Consider the following 21,755-nt stretch of genomic DNA (forward strand, 5'->3'; position numbering starts at 1 on the left):
TGGAAAGGCCGGACCGCGCGAGGCTGGGCGAGCCACGGCGGGAGAGGCCCGCCGACCGGCGGCGCCGCTTGACGGCGCCGCGCCGGGGCGGCCTACTCCTCGATCATACGCCGGATGATGTCGAGCTCCTCGGACAGCTTGTCGTCCTTGGCCCGCTCGCCCTCAATTTTGCGAACGGCATGAAGCACCGTCGTGTGGTCGCGGCCGCCGAAGCGCCGGCCGATTTCCGGCAGCGAGCGGGGCGTCATGGTCTTGGCCAGATACATCGCGATCTGGCGGGGCCGCACGATGGTCCGCGTACGCCGGGCCGACAGGATGTCCGTGCGCGTCACGTTGTAGTGGCGCGAGACGAATTTGAGGATGTCCTCGATACGCACCCGACGCTCGCTGTTGGCGCGGGTGAGCTGGCTGAGGAGATCGTCCAGATGCTCGGCCGACAGCGGCTGGCCGAGTGAATGGCGGAAGGCGATCTGGTTGAAAGCGCCTTCCAGGTCGCGGCCCGAACCGGCGACGCGCTGGGCGATCGTGTCGATGACGCCGTCGGGCATGTCGAAGGAGGAATCCTCGGCCCGCATGGCCGCGGCGCGGGTGCGGATGATCGAGCGGCGCATCTCGTAGTCCGGCGCCGCCAGTTCCAGCGTGATGCCGTTGGACAGGCGCGAGCGGACCCGCGGATCCAGCGATTCCAGCTCCATGGCCGGGCGATCGGCGGCGCAGATCACCTGCTTGGCGGAATCGATCAGCGCGTTGAGGAGATGGCAGAACTCCTGCTGGATCGACTTGCCCTGCAGGAACTGGGTGTCGTCGATGATCAGGATGTCGATGCCGCGCAGGGTCTCCTTGAGGTCGAGCGCGCGGTTGTCGCGGATCGCGGTGGCGAAGCGCCACATGAAATATTCTGCCGTCAGATAGACGACGCGCGGCTTGTCCTCGCGGCGGATCGCGGCGTTGGCGATTGCCTGCAGGAGATGCGTCTTGCCCAGGCCCACGGCGGCGTGGATGAACAGCGGGTTGAAGCGCACCGACTGGGGGCCGTTCTCGGCGATGGCGCGGCCGGCGGCGAGGGCGACGCGGTTGGAGCTGCCCTCGACGAGGGTGTCGAAGACATAGCGCGGGTCGAGGGGCGAGCCGAAGGTGGGCGTCGGGGCGGGCGCCGCATCGAACATCTGCCGGGCTTCGGCCGGGGCGGCGCTGCGCGCGGCGCGGCTTTCGCCGATCTGCGCGGCGGGACGGGCGGAGACCACGCTGGCCGGCACGCTCTCCGGCTCGGCGACACGGGGCTGGCGGATGGTCACGCCGCCGCCGCGCACGGCGCTGCGCACGGCGATGTCGACGCGCAGGGTGCCCGGCACTTCCTCGCGGAAGATCTCGGTCAGGAGCTCATGATAGTGCGACTGGATCCAGCTGCGCAGGAAGGCGGTCGGCACGGTGATGCGGCAGACGCCCTTGCCCGGCGCCTCGAGCTTCATGCGCTGGAACCAGCTGGCGAAGATGTCCTGCCCAAGCTGCGCCTTCAGACGGGCATTCACCCGCTCCATGATGTCCGCAGTACCTGTGCCGCCGCTCGCCATGCCGCCCCCGAAATCGTTCGTGTTGTCTTTCGTCACCCGGGCGGCGTCATGCCGTCCGGACCAGATCGGCAGCGTGTCCGCCGATCGTCCTGCGCCCTGCTGCATCACTTCTGCACCCACGGGAGACCCTCCGCTTTCCAGCCGGCCTTGCGTCCGCGATGGGCTTCCTCGTCCGGCGGGCCCTCGAAGCCGTCCAGGACGTTGAAGCAGTTGCTGTAGCCCGCCCCGGTCAGCGCCACGGCGCTGGCGATGGAGCGGACGCCCGAACGGCAGAGAAAGAAGACCGGCGTGTCGCGGGTTCCGCCTTCGCTCTCGATGCGCCGGGCGAGCTTGGCGGCGAAATCCGGATCGACGGCCATGGAGGGGAAGCTCTGCCATTCCTGCAGGATCGCCGCCTTGCCGAGGGGAGCGAGCTGCGGGACGCCGACATAGCTCCATTCGGCCACCGTGCGCACATCGACCAGGACCGCGTCCGGCGTGTCGGCGAGCGTCGCCCAGCATTCCTTCGGCGTGACATCGCCCTTGTATTCACCGTTCATGCAAAAGCTCTCCTGCGCTCCGGCCCATGCTTGGGCAGAAGTCAGCCGCACCCGCGGCGTGGGAGCGCCGGGATCGACTACGAATAAATTGTGGAAGGACGGATTTAGACTCTAGGCGAGATGGGGCCGCGCCGCTGGCAACTCGAACCGTGACCGAATGTTCTGGATAAGTTCGGTTGTCCCCGCACTTCGTCTTTCCCCGCACTTGTTTCGAGGAGGAAAATACGAAACGCGACAGCTTCGGGCAAGGCTCGCAAACCGTGAATCGCAATGCGAGCACCCCCAGTGTGGCAGACTCGTCCCGCGTGAATCATTGCCCGTCAGGGTAAACACCAGTGGTTCTGGTGACTTGGCTCCCAAGCAGCTTTTGAGCGCATTGGGCAAAAGATAAAAATGAAAAAAATAAGGCGGTCCGCTTGACTCAAGGGCCGCTGAAACCGGCCTTAGCCGGCTGTTTTATGATGCTCACTGACCTTCTGCAAGTCACTGGAATCATTCGCCAAAACCACACGATGGAATCGCGGCGGGCGATCGGGAGGTTTGCGTGTGTCGAATCGATGACGGGCTCGCCGAAGGTCCTGCAAAGGCGCCGGGAATCACCCCGGGTCGCCATGGCGGGGCGCGGAATCAAAAAGGCCCGGCGGTTAAGCCAGGCCTTTCAAAAGGGTCTGAACGGGGCGCGATGCGCCCCTGTCAGTGGATCGAGCGAGCCTCAGGCTTCGCCGAGGGCCTTCACGCGATGCGACAGACGGGAGATCTTCCGCGATGCCGTATTCTTGTGGAAGATCCCCTTCGAGGTCGCGCTCATCATCACCGGCTCGGCGGCGAGGAAGGCGGTCATCGCGGCGGTCTTGTCGCCCGATGCGATGGCTTCCTCGACGCGGCGCAGATAGGTGCGGACCCGGCTGCGGCGAGCGGTGTTGACGGCAGTGCGTCGCGCGATCTTCCGCGCCGCTTTCTTGGCCGAAGGGGTGTTGGCCATGTTCGTCTCTCTCTGTCTGTCGCGACGATGCGCTTGTGTCGGTAAACTGCGGTTTGATCGTGCCGGGCGGCAAGAGGTGCACGCTGCAGCACGAAGAAACGGGCCGCACCATGGGTGCCGCCGAATTCAGAGCCTCTATAGGCAAGAGCGTTCGGCGCGTCAAGACAAAGTGCGGGCCCCGTCGGGCATTCCTCTTCGCGCCGCCGCACCGTTACGGACGCGGTCCTAGCGTTGGCAGGCCGGGCAGAAGAAGGTCGAGCGTCCCGACTGGACGATCCGCCGGATGACTCCGCGGCAGCCCGCATGCCGGCACGGCTCGTGCTCGCGGTCATAGGCGGCGAAGCTGTGCTGGAAATAGCCGAGCGAGCCATCGGCCTGCCGGTAGTCGCGCAGCGACGAACCGCCGGCGGCGATGGCGTCGGCAATGGTCTCGCGGATGTTGAGCGCCAGGAGGTCGAGGCGCTGGCTCGGGCGGCCGTCCTTCTTCACCAGCGTTCCCGCCGCGCGCCGCGGCGACAGGCGCGAGCGCCACAGCGCCTCGCAGACATAGATATTGCCGAGCCCGGCGATGATGCGCTGATCGAGGAGCACCGCCTTGAGCGGCGCCGCGCGCCCGGCGAAGGCCGGGGCCAGCGCCGCGCCGGACAGGCTATTGCCCGTCGGCTCGATGCCGAGGCCGGAAAAATGCGGATGGGTCTCCATCTCGGCCCGCGCGATCAGCGTCATGTAGCCGAAGCGCCGCGGGTCGTTGTAGATCACCGCGGCCGGCTGGCCGTCTCCGGTCGTGACCTCGAAACGCACGTGATCGTGGAGGCGGGCGGTGGAGCGTGGATGCTGGAAGACGCCCGGCAGGCTGTCGCCGTCCGGACCCTCGATGCGGAACGAGCCGGACATGCCCAGATGCATGGCGAGGAGGAGGTCGCCCTCCAGCTCGGCAACGAGATATTTCGCCCGCCGGCCGAGGGCCGTGATGCGCCGGCCGGTGACCCGTTCGGCGAAGCGTTCGGGCAGCGCAAACCGTAAATCCGGCCGCGCCAGATGCAGATGGGTGATGCGCGCACCTTCCAGGACGGGCTGCAGGCCGCGGCGGACCGTCTCTACCTCTGGCAATTCCGGCATATTCGATTAAGTCCCGAACCGTTGGGCCATCCGAGCGATGCGCCCGGCGAACCCAGCCTGCTTCGCGGAGGACGCGTCGCATGCCGGGATCGTCCGTCCCTATATCCGCATCGAAGCGATGCGATGCAATGAAGGTGCCGCCCCATGTCGCGAACGCGTGTGACCGGAGCCGAAGCGATGGAGACGGCCTACGGCTTTTCCACGGTCACCGGCCGGGAAGAGAAGCAGGCCCGGGTCAATGACGTCTTCCATCGGGTCGCCGAGCGCTACGACCTGATGAACGACCTGATGTCGGGCGGCCTCCACCGCGTCTGGAAGAGCGCCATGGTGTCCTGGCTGTCGCCGCCGCACCGGGCCGGCTGGAACTTCATCGACGTGGCCGGCGGCACCGGCGACGTCGCCTTCCGCATCACCGAGGCCTCGCGCCGGCGGGCCACCGGCACGGTTCTCGACATCAATGCCTCGATGCTGGGCGTCGGCGCCGAGCGGGCGGTCAAGCGCGGCCTCGACGAGAATCTCGTCTTCGTGGAGGGCAATGCCGAGGAGCTGAAGCTGCCCGACGCCAGCTTCGACGCCTATACGATCGCCTTCGGCATCCGCAACGTGCCGCGCATCGACGCGGCGCTGTCGGAGGCCTACCGGGTGCTCAAGCCGGGCGGGCGCTTCATGTGCCTGGAATTCTCGGAAGTCGACATGCCGATCCTCGATAAGATCTACGAGCAATGGTCGTTCAAGGTCATTCCGCGCATCGGCGAGACCGTCGCGCGCGACCGCGAATCCTACGAATATCTGGTCGAGTCGATCCGCCGCTTCCCGAACCAGGCCAATTTCGCCTCCGCGATCCGCGCGGCCGGCTTCGAGCGTGTCTCCTATCGCAACCTGTCGGGCGGCATCGCGGCCATCCATTCCGGCTGGAAGCTCTGATCTGAACGAACGGAGCCTCTCTTGGCCAATCCCGTCACCGGCACCCTTGCGCTTATCCGGGCCGTCTATGTTCTGGCCCGCGAAGGCGTCGTCGGCTCGTTTCCGGGCGAGGGCCTGCCGCCCGGCCCGGCGCTGCTGCACCGCTTCGCTCGGCTGATCGAGCGCGGCTCGGCCGAGAACCGTCCGCGCTCCGACAACTTGTCGCGGGCCCTGAACCGGCTCGGCCCCTCCTACGTCAAGCTCGGCCAGTTCCTGGCGACGCGGCCCGACCTCGTGGGGGCGGCGACGGCCCAGGAACTCGGCCAGTTGCAGGACAAGGTGCCGCCGTTCCCGCGCGACCAGGCCGTCGCGGAGATCGAGACGACCCTCGGCCGGCGGATCGACGACCTGTTCATCGATCTCGGCGAGGTGGTGGGCGCCGCCTCGATCGCGCAGGTCTACAAGGCCCGCATCCGCAACGAGGACGGCAGCGAGCGCTTCGCCGCGGTCAAGGTGGTGCGGCCGGGCGTGCGCATCCGCTTCCTGCGCCAGCTCGAGACCTTCGCCTTCATCGCCCAGTTCCTGGAGCGCTACGTGCGCTCGTCGCGCCGGCTGCGGCCGGTCGCCGTGGTCGAGACGCTGGCCCAGTCCACCCGCATCGAGATGGACCTGCGGCTGGAGGCGGCGGCCTCGTCCGAAATGGCCGAGAACACCGCCGACGATCCCGGCTTCCGCGTGCCGCGCATCGACTGGGAGCGCACCGGCCGCGACGTCCTTACGATGGAATGGATCGACGGCATCAAGATGAGCGATGTCGCCGGCATCGTCGAGGCCGGCCACGACACCAAGCAGCTCGGCGTGCTTATCGTGCAGTCCTTCCTGCGCCACGCCATGCGCGACGGCTTTTTTCATGCCGACATGCACCAGGGAAACCTGTTCGTGGCGCCGGACGGCGCCGTCGTCGCCGTCGACATGGGCATCGTCGGGCGCCTGTCGGACGAGTCCAAGCGGTTCCTCGCCGAAATCCTCTACGGCTTCATCCGGCGCGACTATCGCCGCGTCGCCGAGCTGCATTTCGAGGCGGGCTACGTGCCGCGCGGCCAGGACGTGGCGAGCTTCGCCCAGGCGCTGCGGGCGATCGGCGAGCCGATCTACGGCCAGCCGGCCGAGACCATCTCCATGGGCCATCTCCTGTCGCTGCTGTTCGAGGTGACCGAGCTCTTCGACATGCGGGCGCGTCCGGAACTCGTGCTTCTGCAGAAGACCATGGTGGTGGTCGAGGGCGTCGCGCGCTCCTTCGATCCGAAGTTCAACATGTGGGTGGCGGCCGAGCCGGTCGTGTCGGAATACATCCTCACCGAGCTCGGGCCCGCGGCCAAGCTGCGCGAGGCGCGCCGCGGCGTCGATTCGCTGTTCCATCTCCTGCGGCGCACGCCGGAGTTTGCCGGCGGGCTGGAAATCCTCGCCCGGCAGATGCCGGACCTCATCGAGAAGGGCATCCGCCTCGACGACGAGACGCTGAACAACCTGGCGACGGACAAGCGCTCCAGCGTGATCCTGCGCCTGATCGCCCAGTGGATCATCGCCTTGTCGCTGATGACCATCGCGCTCGGCTACACCTTCGGCTGAGACCGGCACGCCGGGATCTCGCCCGGCGGCGCCTTTGTTGCTCCGGTAAGCGGCGGCCGCTAGACACGGGGCCGTGGAACAGCGTCTTTCGCGAGGCAGGCATGGCGACCGCGACGATCGGGATCATTCAGGCGGAGCCGGCATGAGCGGCCTTTCGGGCAAACGGGTACTGCTGATCATCGGCGGCGGCATCGCGGCCTACAAGTCGCTCGACCTGATCCGCCGCCTGCGCGAGCGCGGCGCCGCGGTGACGCCGGTGATGACCGCGTCTGCCGGCGAATTCGTTACCCCGCTCGCCGTCGGGGCCTTGGCCGCCGCCAAGGTCTTCTCCGATCTCTTCGACCGCGAGGACGAGCACGATGTCGGCCATATCCGGCTCGCCCGAGAGGCCGATGCGATCCTCGTCGCGCCGGCCACGGCCAATCTGATGGCCCGCGCCGCCAACGGGCTTGTTGACGATCTGGCGACGGCGATCCTGCTCGCCGCCCGCGCGCCGATCCTGATGGCGCCGGCGATGAACCCGGCCATGTGGAACCACGCCGCGACCCGCCGCAATCATGCGACGCTGATCGCCGACGGCGTGCGCTTCGTCGGGCCGAATGCCGGCGAGATGGCCGAAGCAGGCGAGGCCGGCACCGGCCGCATGGCCGAGCCGACCGAGATCGCCGACGCGCTGGAAGCCATGCTGGACGCCGGGCCGAAGCCGCTGGCCGGCCGGCGGATCGTCGTCACCTCCGGGCCAACCCACGAGCCGATCGACCCCGTCCGCTACATCGCCAACCGTTCCTCGGGACGCCAGGGCCACGCCATTGCCGCGGCGCTGGCCGAACTGGGCGCCGAGGTGACGCTGGTCAGCGGCCCGGTGACGCTTCCCGATCCGGCCGGCGTGAGCGTTGCCCATGTCGAGACCGCCCGCGAGATGCTGGGCGCGGTCGAGGCCGCGCTGCCCGCCGATGCGGCGATCTTCGTGGCCGCCGTCGCCGACTGGCGGGCCGAGGCCGAGACGGCGCGCAAGATCAAGAAGACCGGTGGTGGACCGCCGGCGCTTGCCCTGACCGAGAACCCGGACATCCTGGCGACCATCGGCCATGCGCCGGATCGGCCGAAGCTGGTCGTCGGCTTTGCCGCCGAGACCGACGATCTCCTCGCCAATGCCCGCGGCAAGCTCGCCCGCAAGGGTGCCGACGCGATCGTCGCCAACGACGTGTCGGCCGGGACCGGCGTCATGGGCGGCAGCGCCAATACGGTCCACATCGTGACGGCGGCAGGTGTCGAGGAATGGCCGAAAATGGACAAGACGGAAGTGGCGAGGCGCCTGGCCGCTTGGGTGGCCGACCGCCTGACGGGAGCGGCCTCATGAGCGTGCCGGCCATCGCGATCCTGCGCCTGCCCCACAATCCCGATCTGCCGCTGCCGGCCTATGAGAGCGCCGGGGCGGCGGGCGCCGACCTGCGCGCGGCGGTGACGGGGGAACTGGTGCTGGGGCCGGGCGAACGCCGGCTGGTGCCGACGGGCCTCGCCTTCGAGATTCCCGAAGGGTTCGAAGTGCAGATCCGGCCGCGCTCCGGTCTCGCTGTGAAGCACGGCGTCACCGTGCTGAACACGCCGGGCACGATCGACAGCGACTATCGCGGCGAGGTGCAGGTGGTGCTGGTCAATCTGGGCAGCGAAGCCTTCGCCATCGCGCGGGGCGACCGGATTGCCCAGATGGTCGTCGCGCCGGTGGTGCAGGCGACCTTCACCGAACAGGCGAGCCTGTCGGACAGCGCCCGCGGCGCCGGCGGCTTCGGCTCGACCGGCCGCAGCTAGGTGGGGCGGGTCAGCGTCAGCGGGCGGGCAGGGCGGTCAGCCGGGCGGCCTGCTGGTTCTGCTGCTGCCCGTCGGCCTGCAGATAGCGGCGGCCATGGGCGGCGACCGAGGTGATGGTCGTGCGGTTCCGGCCGGTGCGCTTCGAATGATAGAGATTGACGTCGGCCGCGCCATAGACCCGGTCGAAGAGCTGCGGCGTCGTATAGAAGGCGCCGCCGATGCTGACCGACAGGCGGGCGCTCTGCTTGCCGTCGCTGACACTCAGCTTGCCGATGCTCAGCCGCAGGCGCTCGGCGACGGCCTTGCCCTGTTCGAGGCTGGTGCAGGGGAAGGAGATGGCGAATTCCTCGCCGCCCAGACGCCCGACCGCATCGGAGCCGCGCATCGACCGCTTCAGCGCCCCTGCGATGGCCTTCAGCGCCTTGTCGCCGGTCGGATGGCCGAGGCGGTCGTTGATCCGCTTGAAATGGTCGGCATCGACGATGAGCAGCATCAGGCCCGCATACTGGTGGTCGCCGAGGGCGGCCATGTGCCGGCGGATGACAGTGTCGAAGCCCGGACGGTTCAGGACGCCGGTGAGACGATCGGTCGTCGCGGCGCGCTGCAGGCCGTCATTGTGCTGCATCAGCCCGGTCAGGCGGACGACGAAATAGATCGCATAGGGCACGGCGCTCAGCATCGGCACCACGACGGCAAAGCCCAGCGCACGGTTCAGCGCGGCCTGGCCGACACCGTCGAAGATGTGGAAGGCGGCGACCACCGACAGCAGCGTCATGGCCAGGAGCAACAGGACGAACTCGCCGAAAATGGTGCGAATGTGCTGGAAGGAGCGTGCCATGCGCAATCTCGTTTCGTGCAAAGGGCGCGAGGGACCCGCCGTGATCCGCCATACTGGTGGGGGCGGCCTAAGAGAGGGTAAAGAATTGGTTGCAAATTGCATGGATCGGCCGGCGCCGGCCTAGCAAGCTATTCCAGCCAGACCGCCGGCTTTGGATTGTCAGACCTCAAAACCGCGACCGATCCGGCATAGGTTAGGAACGATGACCGGGCGCGAAATGAATGAACGCCGGGCCGCGACAGGGAAGGAGACCATCATGGACAAGGTAGTGAAAGAGGGCGCCGCACGGACCCACGGGCGTGGACGCATCTACGATTCCATCGCCGACACCATCGGTGACACGCCGATCGTCCGGCTGGACAAGCTGGCGAAGGAAAAGGGCGTGAAGGCCAACCTTCTCGCCAAGCTCGAATTCTTCAACCCGATCGCCAGCGTCAAGGACCGCATCGGCGTCGCCATGATCGAGAAGCTCGAGGCCGACGGCCGGATCACGCCGGGCAAGACGACGCTGATCGAGCCGACATCGGGCAACACCGGCATCGGGCTCGCCTTTGCGGCCGCTGCCAAGGGCTACCGCCTGATCCTGACCATGCCGGAGACCATGTCGATCGAGCGCCGCAAGATGCTGCGCCTGCTCGGCGCGGACCTGGTGCTCACCGAGGGCGCCAAGGGCATGAAGGGCGCCATCGCCAAGGCCGGCGAGCTGGTGGCCGAGATCCCCGATGCGGTGATGCCGCAGCAGTTCGAGAACCCGGCCAACCCGGAAATCCACCGCGTCACCACCGCCGAGGAAATCTGGAACGACACCAAGGGCGAAATCGACGTGCTGGTGTCCGGCATCGGCACCGGCGGCACGATCACCGGCGCCGGCCAGGTGCTGAAGCAGCGCAAGCCCGGCGTCCGCATCGTCGCGGTCGAGCCGGAAGCCTCGCATGTCCTGTCGGGCGGCGATCCCGGCCCGCACAAGATCCAGGGCATCGGTGCGGGCTTCGCCCCGGCGATCCTCGACCGCGAGGTCTATGACGAGGTCGTGCAGGTCACCAATGACGACGCCTTCGAGATCGCCCGTCTCGTCGCCCGCATCGAGGGCGTGCCGGTGGGCATTTCCTCGGGTGCGGCGCTCTCGGCGGCGATCGCGGTCGGCCAGCGCCCGGAGATGGCGGGCAAGAACATCGTGGTGATCATCCCGTCCTTCGCCGAGCGCTATCTGTCGACGGCGCTGTTCGACGGCCTGGGCGACGAGGACGGCGCGAAATAGCGCCGGACTTCTCCGGCCGTTCGGTCGACGGGAGGGCGCCATGGATGTCTTCGCGCTGGCCGAGCGGGCGATGCGCATGGACGAGGAGAGCTGGGCCCGCCATGCCAATCCCTGGAGCGTCTGGACCCGGGCGGCGATCCTGCCGCTCCTGGTTCTGGCGATCTGGAGCCGCTTCTGGATCGGCTGGTGGGCGCTCGCGCCGGTCGCGGCCCTCATGGTCTTCGCCATGGTCAATCCACGGCTGTTTCCGCCGCCCCGCAATCCCGACAATTGGGCGTCGCGGGCGACCTTCGGCGAGCGGGTCTATCTGAACCGGAAGGCGGTGCCGGTCCCGGACCACCATCGCCGCGCCGCGACGATCCTCACCTTGGTCACCGCCATCGGGGTCGCCGTCCTGGCCTATGGCCTGATCCGGGGCGAGGCGACCGCCACGGTTGCGGGACTGATCATTGCGGAGGGCGGCAAGATCTGGTTCGTCGACCGCATGGTCTGGCTCTATGCCGACATGTGCGAGGTCTCTGATGAATACCGCCGCTGGTTGGAGCCGAAGCCCGACGGGCGGCCGCCACAGTCCGGTGACCTGTCAGGCAGCTGAGGCGGCCCAGACACGAAAAAGCCCGGCGGATCGGATCCGCCGGGCTTTTTCTGCTCTCGAGGAGCGAATGGGTCGTATCAGTACTGCGAGGTCGCGGAAGCCGGACGCGGTGCACCGGCTGCGCCGTTGGCACTGGCGCCTGTGCTCGGTGCGCCCGGGCGAGGTGCGCCGGGACGGATCTTGCGCTTCGGACCGGGCACGAGGCCTTCGCGCTGCGCTTGCTTGCGAGCAAGCTTGCGGGAGCGGCGGATCGCCTCCTGCTTCTGCCGAGCGCGTCGCTCGGACGGCTTCTCGTAGGCGCGACGCGCCTTCATCTCACGGAAGACGCCTTCGCGCTGCAATTTCTTCTTCAGCGCCCGCAGGGCCTGATCGACATTGTTGTCTCTGACGTCGACTTTCAAAACGACTCCTTCCATCAGTTGATGGGCCACGGGCCATTTCCCTGCCTTGCGGGGCAGGTGGTGGCCGGGCCTCGGAATTGATTGGCGACCGAGTCGGTCTGCCAACCGGCTATTTAGCGCGCGCCGTCGGCTTTGTCGTCTTGGCCTTCGCCTTCGACGCCTTCGCCTCTGCCTTGGTCGGCTCAGGCGCTTCGGCCGCATCCCGCTCCATGCGGAGCTTCTTCAATCGTGCCGTCTTTTCCTGGACGGCCAGGCTTTCGGCGGCGATGATTCCAATCGCGGAGCCCTTGGCCGGTCGTTCCGGCGGTCCGGACAGTGCCGCTTCGGCGCGTTCACGCGCCTTCCTGGAATTTTCCATCGTCACCTTCTTCCGCCGTTGTTCGCCACCAAACGCCGCGAACCCATGCGAAACAGTAGAGACCGGCAGGCCAGAAGCCCGCCGGTCACATCATGCAATCAGGCGCGCTGAACGTTGACAGCCTTCGGGCCCTTGCCGCGGGTGTCCGGCTCGGTGTCGAAGCTGATCTTGTCGCCTTCGTTCAGGGAGGAGATGCCCGCGCGCTCGAGAGCGGAGACGTGAAGGAAGACATCCTTCGCGCCGCCTTCCGGGGTGACAAATCCGAAACCCTTGGCTTCGTTGAAGAACTTTACGGTGCCGGTCTGGCTCATGGTATTACCTTTCGTCGCTGCCCTGTGGGCGATCGTCTGAAGTGTTCTCGCGACGCGATTGACTTCTTGAGTGGTGTGGACACGGCATGCCGCCGCGGCCGGAGATTCGGAACTTCACAAGGGTTACGGCGAAAGGTTTGGTTCTCGTCGCGCTGGTCGCGTTAATGCGCTACCAAGCGAACCGCCGTTTTACGGTGGCGGAACGTCTGCCAGACTCCGGGTCTGCAAATACCCGAACTGATAGTATGGGCTTTCACGCGCCCGAACGCAAGCGCACTGTCGCCCGAATGGGCCTGCACCGCCCCGTCGGCAGCCCGCAAGCCCCTGCGAGGCAGGCCTCCGCGACCGGAATCGTCCCGGCCGCAACTTGTCCCGTCAGCCCGCCAGGGGCGCCGGCGTCCGGCGGCTGACCCTGAGCGGCAGCCCGCCATTCGGCTGCACGGTGATGCGCTGGACCACCTCCGGAGGCGCGGCCTCCTCATAGTCGAAACGCAGCCCCCGCAGGAGGCAGGCGAGGGCGATGACGCCCTCCATCAGGGCGAAGCTGGCCCCGATGCAGACCCGCGGGCCGACCCCGAAGGGCAGATACTGATAGCGGTCGAGCGCCTCGCGATTGCCCGGCAGGAACCGGCTCGGAATGAAATGGTCGGGCCGGTCCCAGAGCATCTCGTGGCGATGGATCAGCCAGGGCATGACCAGCACCGTCGCGCCGGCGGGAATCGCCACGTCGCCGACCCGGTCCGGCGCCAGCGCGGTGCGGTTCAGCGACGGCGCCGGCGGATAGAGCCGCAGCGATTCCTCGAAGACGGCCCGCGTGTAGGGCAGGCGCTCCAGCCATTCGCTGGGGTGCGACAGGGTCGGCAGGATCGTGTCGAGCTCGGCCTCGACGGCGGCGCGCTCGGCGGGCGCCTGGCTGAGGAGATACAGGGTCCAGGCCAGCGACCGCGCGGTGGTCTCGTGGCCGGCGCCGATGAAGGTGATGATGTTGTCCTCGATCTCGCTGGCCGACAGGCCGTCGGTCTTGACCAGGAGGGTCAGGAGATCGTTCGGCGCGCCGTCGGGATCGCGGGCGATCTGCTCGCGGCGGCGGGTGATGGTGCGGGCGATGAGGCCGCGGAAATAATCCATCGACTTGCGGCCGCGCATCCGGCGCAGGCGCGGCAGGAAGGCCGGCGCGCCGAGAAGGTCGAGCGGATCGACCCGGCCCATGGAGCCGAGGAAGTCGCGGGTCGAGCGGGCGAATGTCTCGCCGTCATCGGCGATGTCGTCGGTGAACAGGGTCGCCTGCAGGATGTCGAAGGTCAGCAGCGTCATCTCGTGGCTGCCGTCCACCATGCCGCCGGCCCGCGCGGCGAGCCCGTCGGCGAAGCGTTCCGACCGGTCCTGCATGGTTTCGGAGAAGCCGGCCGTGTGGCGCGGCGTGAACACCGGCGCGATGGCCTTGCGGGTGCGGCGCCACAGGGCGCCCTCGGCGGTCAGCAGCCCGTCGCGCAGGAGCGGCCGCAGAATGCGCTGGCGCAGCGGCTGCATGACGTAGTTTTTCGCGTTCTCCACCAGACAGTGCCGGACGCCGGCCGGATCGTTGATGACGATGTTCGGCACGCCCAGCCACTTGCCGACGATATAGGGCTCCTTGAACGCTCGCGTGCCCCAGATCTCGATGGGATTGCGCGAGGCCGTCGTCAGGAAGCCGAAGAAGCCGAGCGGCGTCGCGTTGGGCACCGGGGCCGGGGCGCGGAACGGCCGCACGGGCGTGGCGGACGCGGCCTGGGCTGGAGCGGTCAGTGTATCGGACATGAAATGCGACTCGCCGCAGGAGAGGAACCGCGATTCCATATGGGTGGCGAGGATTGCCGCGTCGAGCGGCGCAATCGTCGCGGGTGGCGTCGGGCGCCGTTGCCCTGCCACCGGCGGCTGCCGGCAAGGCAGGGCGTCCGGTCAGGCCTCGGCGGGGCTCGACCGGACATGGGCCGCGAGCCGGCCGCGCATGTCGTCGGGCAGCGGCGTCGAGCGGCGGGTGGTCTCGTCCATCAGGACGATCACCGCGGCGGCGCTGGCGCACAGGACGCCATTCTGGAACACGGCCTGGCGCAGGCGGATCGAGCTGTTGCCCAGGCCCTCGACCGCCGTGCCGATCTCCACCTCGCCCGGCCAGTTCATCTCGCGCCGGAAGTCGATGGTGATCTGCGCCAGGACGAAGGCGGTTCCGGCCGGTGGCGGCGCCTCGCCGGCATGCAGCACTTCCACCCGGCCGGTCTCGAAGAAGGTCGCATAGACGGCGTTGTTCACATGGCCCTGACGGTCGGTGTCGCCGTAGCGCAGCTTGTCGCGGGTCCAGAACGGGAAGTCGTCCCGAGTCGGGTCGTTGGAAGGCATGGATCGGTCTCTCACGGCGAAAATTGCAGCGGAAGCGGAGGCGCGGCACGGGTCGCGCGGCCGGCCAGGCGTTGCGTTCGCGCCGCATTCCGGCCCGCTGCTGGGGGTAGGGCCGGCAGGCGCTTTCGTCAATGAAGGAGAGACCCTATATAAAAGAGTGAATTTTGGCCGATTCGCCCTCCCCGGGTGCTCGGCCCGAGACCAAGGACCATCATGTCAGCTATCCCCGAGACCGATCCGCTTGCCAATCCCGAATATGGTGCCGACTCGATCAAGGTCCTGAAGGGGCTGGACGCCGTGCGCAAGCGTCCCGGCATGTATATCGGCGACACCGATGACGGCTCGGGCCTGCACCACATGGTCTACGAGGTGGTGGACAACGCCATCGACGAGGCGCTGGCCGGGCACGCCACCCATGTCACCGTGACGCTGAACCCGGACGGTTCGTGCACCGTCACCGACAATGGCCGCGGCATCCCGACCGACATCCACACCGGCGAGGGCGTCTCGGCGGCCGAGGTCATCATGACCCAGCTGCATGCCGGCGGTAAGTTCGACCAGAATTCCTACAAGGTCTCAGGCGGCCTGCACGGCGTCGGCGTCTCGGTAGTCAACGCGCTGTCGGTCAAGCTGTCGATGAAGATCCGGCGCAAGGGCAAGATCCACGAGATGTCCTTCACCCACGGCGTGCCGGACGGCTCGCTGGAGGTGACCGGGGACGCCGGCGACGAGACCGGCACGGCGATCACCTTCCTGCCGTCGACCGACACCTTCCAGGGCGTCACCGAGTTCGACTACGGCACGCTGGAGCACCGGCTGCGCGAGCTGGCCTTCCTGAATTCCGGCGTGCGGATCATCCTCACCGACAAGCGCCATGCCGACGAGAAGGTCACCGAGCTGTTCTACGAGGGCGGTCTGGAAGCCTTCGTCCGCTATCTCGACCGCGCCCGCAAGCCGCTGATCCCCGAGCCGATCGTGCTGCATGGCGAGAAGGACGGCATCGTCGTCGAGGCGGCGCTGTGGTGGAACGACAGCTACAATGAATCCGTCCTCTGCTTCACCAACAACATCCCGCAGCGCGACGGCGGCACGCATATGGCGGGCTTCCGCGGCGGCCTGACCCGGCAGGTAACCGGCTATGCGGAGACCTCCGGCGCGCTGAAGCGCGAGAAGGTGACGCTGACCGGCGACGATTGCCGCGAGGGCCTGTCCTGTGTTTTGTCGGTGAAGGTGCCGGACCCGAAATTCTCGTCGCAGACCAAGGACAAGCTGGTCTCCTCCGAGGTGCGACCGGTGGTCGAGGGCCTCGTCAACGAGACCCTCTCGACCTGGTTCGAGGAGCATCCGCAGGAAGCCAAGATCGTCATCGCCAAGGTGGTGGAAGCCGCCTCGGCCCGCGAGGCCGCCCGCAAGGCGCGCGACCTGACCCGGCGCAAGGGCGCCCTGGACATCACCTCGCTGCCCGGCAAGCTGGCCGACTGCCAGGAGCGCGATCCGGCGAAATCCGAGATCTTCATCGTCGAGGGCGACTCGGCCGGCGGCTCGGCCAAGGGCGCGCGCTCGCGCAAGAACCAGGCGATCCTGCCCCTGCGCGGCAAGATCCTGAATGTCGAGCGCGCCCGCTTCGACCGCATGCTGGGCTCCGACCAGATCGGCACGCTGATCACGGCGCTGGGCACGTCCATCGGCAAGGACGAGTTCAACATCGAGAAGCTGCGCTACCACAAGATCATCATCATGACGGACGCCGACGTCGACGGCGCCCATATCCGCACCCTCCTGCTGACCTTCTTCTTCCGGCAGATGCCGGAGCTGATCGAGCGCGGCTACATCTACATCGCCCAGCCGCCGCTCTATAAGGTGACGCGCGGCAAGCAGAGCCAGTATCTGAAGGACGAGAAGGCGCTCGAGAACTATCTGATCGAGGGTGGTCTCGACGATGCCGGGCTGACCCTCGCCCATGGCGAGGTCCGCACCGGCCGCGATCTGCGCGGCGTCGTCGAGGACGCGCTGCAGGTGCGCCAGGTGATGAGCAGCCTACATTCGCGCTACGATCGCAGCGTCATCGAGCAGGCGGCCGTCGTCGGCGCCCTGTCGCCGGAGATGGCCGACGACGCGGCCAAGGGCCCGCAGATGGCCCAGCGGATCGCCGAGCGACTGGACGACGTCGCCGAGGAAACCGAGCGCGGCTGGTCCGGCGAGGCGGTCGATGGCGGCTATCGCCTGATGCGCACCGTGCGCGGCGTTTCCGAGGTGCAGACGATCGACGCGGCGCTGATCAATTCCGGCGACGGCCTGCAGCTCAACCGCCTCGCGGGACGGCTGGCCGAGATCTATCAGGGCCTGCCGGTGCTGCGCCGGCGCGACACCGAGCGCGAGCTCACCGGCCCGCTGGAGCTTCTGACCGCGGTCTTCGAGGTCGGCCGCAAGGGCCTGACCCTGCAGCGCTACAAGGGGCTGGGCGAGATGAACCCGGAGCAGCTCTGGGAAACCACGCTGGACCCGGAAGCCCGCACCCTGGTGATGGTCAAGATCAACGACGCCACCGACGCCGACCAGCTGTTCTCGCGGCTGATGGGCGACGAGGTCGAGCCGCGCCGCGAGTTCATCCAGGAACACGCTTTGCAGGTTGCCAACCTGGATATCTGAGGGTCCGCGGACCGGTGTTGCACCGGTCGCGTTTCGCGTCTGATGGTTTCCATGGAACAGACCGCTTGGCGGGGTGGGCGTCCGTTTGTCGGATGCGCCCGCCTTGCCGGGCCGGTTGAGCGCGTCGTCGGCGACCCTACATCCCTTGTACAACAACAGGATGTCGTCCGATGAGTGTCGCTTTCGTCAAGGAACCCAATGACGACCAGGTCGAGGTGCTGCCGGATCGCGATCTGGGCACCGAGCCCAATCTCGTCACGCCGCGCGGGCTGTCGCTGATCGATGCCGAGGTCGCCGCGCTGAACGAGCGCAAGGAGGCGGCGCGGCAGGCCGACGACAAGATCGCCATCGCGAACATCAATCGCGATCTGCGCTACTGGAATGCCCGGCGGGCGACCGCCGAGTTGATCCGGCCGCGCGACACCGGCGGCACCGCCCAGTTCGGCAGCGTCGTGTCGATCGAGCGCGAGGATGGCCGCACCCAGCAATTCACCATTGTCGGGATCGACGAGGCCGATCCGTCCGCCGGGCTGATCTCCTATCTGTCGCCGCTGGCCCGCAGCCTGATCGGCCGGACCGTCGGTGACGTCGTGCGCGCCGGCACGGCCGATGCCGAGATCGTGGCGATTTCCGAGGAAGCCGCCTGAGCCGCATCCCGGTCGGCTGAGGCTGCGGGCCGGGATCGTTAACGAATCCTTTCCGCCGCCGTGCCGCCACGGCATGGCTGCCTTGCATCGCGCGGCATTGCTGCATTGCGGCAAAGCTTCCATCTAAGGGCGGAAAGGAGACCGATCATGAACATCACCGACAAGATCCGCGGCGCCTTCCGCCGCAACCGCGAGCAGGAGCGGGTTCGGGCCTATCTGGACCAGTCCGTGTCCATGTCCGACCTGGAGCGCCGTCTCCGCGAGGTCGACCAGGGCCGTTTCTCGGCACGTAGCTACCCCTTCTGACAGGGCGCGGGAGGCTTCTCCCGCCTCGATCTGCCCGGCGCAGGCACGGCCTGCGCGCGACGGGCCGGATTCACCGCCCGCAAACGACGCGCCAGCTTCCCGCTGCCCCGTCGTTTGCGGGCGTTCTCGTCTGCGGGTATGCCGGTTGACGATCCGTCCGTCCGACTGCCTCTGGCCAAAGCTGGCCGAACGGCTATGTCGGGTGGAAATGCCCGGCGACATTCGCTCGCTCCGGCCGTCTCCTGCAGCGGTAGCATCTCTCCATGGCACCGATCCTCTCCGTCCAGAACGTCTCGAAGACCTATGCGGGCGGCTTCCAGGCGCTGAAGAACATCGACCTGTCCATCGACAAGGGCGAGATCTTCGCGCTGCTCGGCCCCAACGGCGCCGGCAAGACGACGCTGATTTCGATCATCTGCGGCATTGCCGGCCTGACCGAGGGCTCGATCTCGGTCGGCGGCCACGACATCGACCGCGACTTCCGCGCCGCCCGCTCGATGATCGGCCTGGTCCCGCAGGAGCTGACCACCGACGCCTTCGAGAGCGTCTGGGCGACCGTCTCCTTCTCGCGCGGGCTGTTCGGCAAGAAGCGCAATCCGGCCCATATCGAGAAGGTGCTGCGCGACCTGTCGCTGTGGGACAAGCGCGACAGCAAGATCATGACCCTGTCGGGCGGCATGAAGCGCCGCGTCCTGATCGCCAAGGCGCTGTCGCACGAGCCGGAGGTGCTGTTCCTCGACGAGCCGACGGCCGGCGTCGATGTCGGCCTGCGCCGCGAGATGTGGGAAGTCGTGCGCAAGCTGCGCGAATCCGGCGTCACCATCATCCTGACCACCCACTATATCGAGGAAGCCGAGATGATGGCCGACCGTATCGGCGTCATCTCGCGCGGCGAGCTGATCCTGGTCGAGGACAAGGCCGAGCTGATGCGCAAGCTCGGCCACAAGGAACTGACCCTGCATCTGCAGGAGCCGATCCAGCGCCTGCCGGACGGGCTCGACGACTACGACATCACGCTGGCGCCGGACGGGGAGAGCCTGACCTACAGCTACGACACCACGGCCGAGCGCACCGGCATCGCCACGCTGATGAGCCGCCTGTCGGACGCCGGCATCCGCTTCCGCGACCTGTCGACCAAACAGTCCACGCTGGAGGAAATCTTCGTGAACCTGGTGAGGGACGAGGCATGAATTTCGCTGCGGTCCGCGCAATCTACAAGTTCGAGATGGCCCGCACCTGGCGGACCATCATGCAGAGCGTGATCTCGCCGGTCATCTCGACCTCGCTCTATTTCGTCGTCTTCGGCGCGGCCATCGGCTCGCGTATCGAGGAGATCGACGGCGTCTCCTACGGCGCCTTCATCGTGCCCGGCCTGATCATGCTGTCGCTGTTGCAGCAGAGCCTGACCAATGCCGCCTTCGGCATCTATTTCCCCAAATTCGTAGGCACGATCTACGAGATCCTGTCGGCGCCGATCTCGGCCTTCGAGATCGTGCTCGGCTATGTCGGCGCGGCGGCCACCAAATCGGCCATGCTCGGCCTGATCATCCTCGCCACCGCCTGGTTCTTCGTCGATCTGCGGATCGAGCATCCGATCTGGATGCTCTCCTTCCTCGTCCTGACGGCGATCACCTTCTCGCTGTTCGGCTTCATCATCGGCATCTGGGCCGACGGCTTCGAGAAACTGCAGCTCGTGCCGCTGCTGATCATCACCCCACTGGCCTTTCTGGGAGGCAGCTTCTATTCCATCAAGATGCTGCCGGAGTTCTGGCAGGACGTCAGCCTGGTCAATCCGGTCGTCTATCTGATCAGCGGCTTTCGCTGGGCCTTCTACGGCACGTCGGACGTGTCGATCGGGGTGAGCCTTGCCATGACGCTGGTCTTTCTGGTGGCCAGCCTGCTGGTCATCGGCTGGATCTTCCGCACCGGCTGGCGGCTGAAGAGCTGACACGCGCGGCGACCGCCGCGAAACGCAATTCGACGGACCGTCCGGCGTGGCGCATCGCCCGAGGCGGGGGAAGACAGGAGAAGTCAGATGGTTGATCGGCCGGCCGATATCGGGGTCTATGGTCTCGGGACGATGGGCGCCAATCTCGCGCTCAACATCGCCGAGAAGGGCTTCAGGGTGGCGGTCTTCAACCGCACCGTCGAGAAGGGCTTTGCCCTGCGCGACGACAATCCGGGCATCGGCGACAATGTCGTGCCGGCCTCCACGCTGAAGGAATTCGTCGCCTCGCTGAAGAGCCCGCGGCTGGTGCTGTTCATGGTCCCGGCCGGCAAGATCGTCGATGACGAGATGGCCGAGGTGGCGCCGCTGCTGTCGCCCGGCGACGTAATGATCGACGCCGGCAATGCCGATTTCAACGACACGGTTCGCCGCTCCAGGGACGTCGAGGGCACCGGCCTCAACTTCGTCGGCATGGGCGTATCGGGCGGCGAGCTCGGTGCGCGCCACGGCCCCTCGATCATGGTCGGCGGCGCCAAGGACACCTATCCGCAGCTCGAGCCGATCCTGACCAAGATCGCGGCGAAATACGAGGGCGCGCCCTGCGTCGCCTGGCTCGGCCCGGACGGAGCCGGCCATTTCGTCAAGACCATCCACAACGGCATCGAATATGCCGACATGCAGATGATCGCCGAGATCTACGGCATCATGCGCGACGGCATGGGGATGCAGGCGGACGCCATGGCGGCGATCTTCGCCGAGTGGAACAAGGGCGGCCTGTCCTCCTATCTGATCGAGATCACCGCGGTGAATCTCGCCGAGAAGGACCCGGAGACGGGCAAGCCGCTGGTCGACCTGATCGTCGACGAGGCCGGCCAGAAGGGCACCGGCCGCTGGGCGGTCATCGAGGCGCAGAAGCTGGGCGTCGGCGCCACCACCATCGAGGCCGCGGTCTCGGCGCGTGGCGTCTCCTCGCGCCGCTCCGAGCGGGCCGAGGCGAGCCGTCTCTATGCCGGCATCGCCACCGAGGCGGCGGATTTCTCCGGCGAGGCCGCCGGCATCGCCGAGCTGGAGCAGGCGCTGGAGACCGCCAAGATCATCGCCTACGCCCAGGGCTATGCCACCATGGCCTCGGCTTCGGAGGAGTTCGGCTGGAACCTGCCGCTCGGCACCATCGCCGAGATTTGGCGCGCCGGCTGCATCATCCGCTCGCAGTTCCTCGACGACATCGCCGGCGCCTACGAGACCGGCGGCGTGGTCAATTTGTTGCAGTCGCCGGCCTTCATCGGCCGGGTCGAGGCGGGGCAGACGGCGCTGCGCAAGGTCGTCGCCAAGGCGTCCATGGCCGGCATCCCGGTGCCGGCGCTGTCGGCGGCGCTCGCCTATTTCGACGATTATCGCCGGGCGCGCGGCACCACCAATCTGACCCAGGCGCAGCGCGACCTGTTCGGGGCCCACACCTTCCACCGGCTCGACCGCGACGGTGTCTTCCACCATCGCTGGCCGGCGGTCTGATCCG

General features: G+C 67.5%; 22 protein-coding genes. 12 read left to right on the forward strand and 10 right to left on the reverse strand.

Annotation, left to right across the window (positions count from 1 at the left end; genetic code table 11):
- Positions 1-92 precede the first annotated feature (92 nt).
- From dnaA to mutM, 4 genes are all read right to left on the reverse strand, one after another.
- Positions 93-1,676 (reverse strand): chromosomal replication initiator protein DnaA, encoded by a 1,584-nt coding sequence (gene dnaA / locus H536_RS0105650; protein ID WP_373279270.1) that lies wholly within the window; start codon positions 1,674-1,676, stop codon positions 93-95.
- On the reverse strand, positions 1,676-2,110 hold the full coding sequence (locus H536_RS0105655; protein WP_024349543.1) for a rhodanese-like domain-containing protein: 435 nt from the start codon (positions 2,108-2,110) through the stop codon (positions 1,676-1,678). Before H536_RS0105655 ends, dnaA begins: the two co-directional genes overlap by 1 nt.
- Before the next feature lie 712 nt (positions 2,111-2,822).
- Positions 2,823-3,092 carry a 30S ribosomal protein S20 gene (gene rpsT, locus H536_RS0105660; RefSeq protein WP_024349544.1) on the reverse strand — a complete coding sequence of 90 codons (270 nt, stop codon included), beginning with the start codon at positions 3,090-3,092 and terminating at the stop codon, positions 2,823-2,825.
- 225 nt (positions 3,093-3,317) lie between these two features.
- Positions 3,318-4,211: a bifunctional DNA-formamidopyrimidine glycosylase/DNA-(apurinic or apyrimidinic site) lyase gene (gene mutM, locus H536_RS0105665; RefSeq protein WP_024349545.1), complete on the reverse strand. Its 894-nt coding sequence runs from the start codon at positions 4,209-4,211 to the stop codon at positions 3,318-3,320.
- Positions 4,212-4,355: 144 nt separating this feature from the next.
- Between mutM and ubiE the strand changes: the two genes are divergently transcribed.
- The 4 genes from ubiE (at position 4,356) to dut (ending at position 8,552) form a co-directional block, all read left to right on the forward strand.
- Positions 4,356-5,135, forward strand: a complete 780-nt coding sequence (gene ubiE / locus H536_RS0105670; protein WP_024349546.1) for a bifunctional demethylmenaquinone methyltransferase/2-methoxy-6-polyprenyl-1,4-benzoquinol methylase UbiE — start codon at positions 4,356-4,358, stop codon at positions 5,133-5,135.
- 21 nt (positions 5,136-5,156) lie between these two features.
- Complete coding sequence (gene ubiB, locus H536_RS0105675; protein ID WP_024349547.1) at positions 5,157-6,743, forward strand: 2-polyprenylphenol 6-hydroxylase; 1,587 nt, start codon at positions 5,157-5,159, stop codon at positions 6,741-6,743.
- A 142-nt stretch (positions 6,744-6,885) separates the two neighbouring features.
- Entirely contained in the window at positions 6,886-8,103 is a 1,218-nt protein-coding gene (gene coaBC / locus H536_RS0105680) for a bifunctional phosphopantothenoylcysteine decarboxylase/phosphopantothenate--cysteine ligase CoaBC (protein WP_024349548.1), read from the forward strand.
- Positions 8,100-8,552 (forward strand): dUTP diphosphatase, encoded by a 453-nt coding sequence (dut, locus tag H536_RS0105685; protein ID WP_024349549.1) that lies wholly within the window; start codon positions 8,100-8,102, stop codon positions 8,550-8,552. The genes coaBC and dut overlap by 4 nt, the downstream gene beginning before the upstream one ends.
- A gap of 16 nt (positions 8,553-8,568) precedes the next feature.
- Here dut and H536_RS23115 read toward each other — a convergent pair whose 3' ends face one another.
- Positions 8,569-9,390, reverse strand: a complete 822-nt coding sequence (locus H536_RS23115; RefSeq protein ID WP_024349550.1) for a GGDEF domain-containing protein — start codon at positions 9,388-9,390, stop codon at positions 8,569-8,571.
- Positions 9,391-9,646: 256 nt separating this feature from the next.
- On the opposite strand from H536_RS23115, the gene cysK reads away from it, so the two are divergent.
- The gene (cysK, locus tag H536_RS0105695) at positions 9,647-10,648 is read left to right on the forward strand and encodes a cysteine synthase A (protein WP_024349551.1); all 1,002 of its coding nucleotides are present in this window, start codon (positions 9,647-9,649) and stop codon (positions 10,646-10,648) included.
- A 40-nt stretch (positions 10,649-10,688) separates the two neighbouring features.
- Positions 10,689-11,243, forward strand: coding sequence for a DUF6653 family protein (locus tag H536_RS0105700; protein ID WP_024349552.1), 555 nt, complete (start codon positions 10,689-10,691; stop codon positions 11,241-11,243).
- A 77-nt stretch (positions 11,244-11,320) separates the two neighbouring features.
- Here the strand turns inward: H536_RS0105700 and rpsU are convergent, their stop codons facing one another.
- From rpsU to H536_RS0105725, 5 genes are all read right to left on the reverse strand, one after another.
- The gene (gene rpsU / locus H536_RS0105705) at positions 11,321-11,644 is read right to left on the reverse strand and encodes a 30S ribosomal protein S21 (RefSeq protein WP_024349553.1); all 324 of its coding nucleotides are present in this window, start codon (positions 11,642-11,644) and stop codon (positions 11,321-11,323) included.
- Between the two features lie 109 nt (positions 11,645-11,753).
- Positions 11,754-12,002, reverse strand: coding sequence for a hypothetical protein (locus tag H536_RS0105710; protein WP_024349554.1), 249 nt, complete (start codon positions 12,000-12,002; stop codon positions 11,754-11,756).
- Positions 12,003-12,100: 98 nt separating this feature from the next.
- The gene (locus tag H536_RS0105715) at positions 12,101-12,313 is read right to left on the reverse strand and encodes a cold-shock protein (RefSeq protein WP_024349555.1); all 213 of its coding nucleotides are present in this window, start codon (positions 12,311-12,313) and stop codon (positions 12,101-12,103) included.
- A gap of 375 nt (positions 12,314-12,688) precedes the next feature.
- Positions 12,689-14,110 carry a cytochrome P450 gene (locus tag H536_RS0105720; protein ID WP_024349556.1) on the reverse strand — a complete coding sequence of 474 codons (1,422 nt, stop codon included), beginning with the start codon at positions 14,108-14,110 and terminating at the stop codon, positions 12,689-12,691.
- A 141-nt stretch (positions 14,111-14,251) separates the two neighbouring features.
- Positions 14,252-14,689, reverse strand: coding sequence for an acyl-CoA thioesterase (locus H536_RS0105725; protein WP_024349557.1), 438 nt, complete (start codon positions 14,687-14,689; stop codon positions 14,252-14,254).
- A 213-nt stretch (positions 14,690-14,902) separates the two neighbouring features.
- On the opposite strand from H536_RS0105725, the gene gyrB reads away from it, so the two are divergent.
- The 6 genes from gyrB (at position 14,903) to gndA (ending at position 21,751) form a co-directional block, all read left to right on the forward strand.
- Complete coding sequence (gene gyrB, locus H536_RS0105730; protein ID WP_024349558.1) at positions 14,903-17,338, forward strand: DNA topoisomerase (ATP-hydrolyzing) subunit B; 2,436 nt, start codon at positions 14,903-14,905, stop codon at positions 17,336-17,338.
- Positions 17,339-17,508: 170 nt separating this feature from the next.
- Positions 17,509-17,985, forward strand: a complete 477-nt coding sequence (locus H536_RS0105735) for a GreA/GreB family elongation factor (RefSeq protein WP_024349559.1) — start codon at positions 17,509-17,511, stop codon at positions 17,983-17,985.
- Positions 17,986-18,132: 147 nt separating this feature from the next.
- Positions 18,133-18,291, forward strand: a complete 159-nt coding sequence (locus H536_RS23625; RefSeq protein WP_081651831.1) for a DUF3563 family protein — start codon at positions 18,133-18,135, stop codon at positions 18,289-18,291.
- A gap of 263 nt (positions 18,292-18,554) precedes the next feature.
- A complete protein-coding gene (locus H536_RS0105745; protein WP_009210988.1) occupies positions 18,555-19,481 on the forward strand; it encodes an ABC transporter ATP-binding protein in 927 nt (308 codons plus the stop codon).
- Positions 19,478-20,239, forward strand: a complete 762-nt coding sequence (locus H536_RS0105750; RefSeq protein WP_024349560.1) for an ABC transporter permease — start codon at positions 19,478-19,480, stop codon at positions 20,237-20,239. The genes H536_RS0105745 and H536_RS0105750 overlap by 4 nt, the downstream gene beginning before the upstream one ends.
- 87 nt (positions 20,240-20,326) lie before the next feature.
- Complete coding sequence (gene gndA / locus H536_RS0105755) at positions 20,327-21,751, forward strand: NADP-dependent phosphogluconate dehydrogenase (RefSeq protein WP_024349561.1); 1,425 nt, start codon at positions 20,327-20,329, stop codon at positions 21,749-21,751.
- Positions 21,752-21,755: the final 4 nt, after the last annotated feature.

The organism is Aurantimonas coralicida DSM 14790, assembly GCF_000421645.1.
GTDB classification, from domain to species: Bacteria; Pseudomonadota; Alphaproteobacteria; order Rhizobiales; family Rhizobiaceae; genus Aurantimonas; species Aurantimonas coralicida.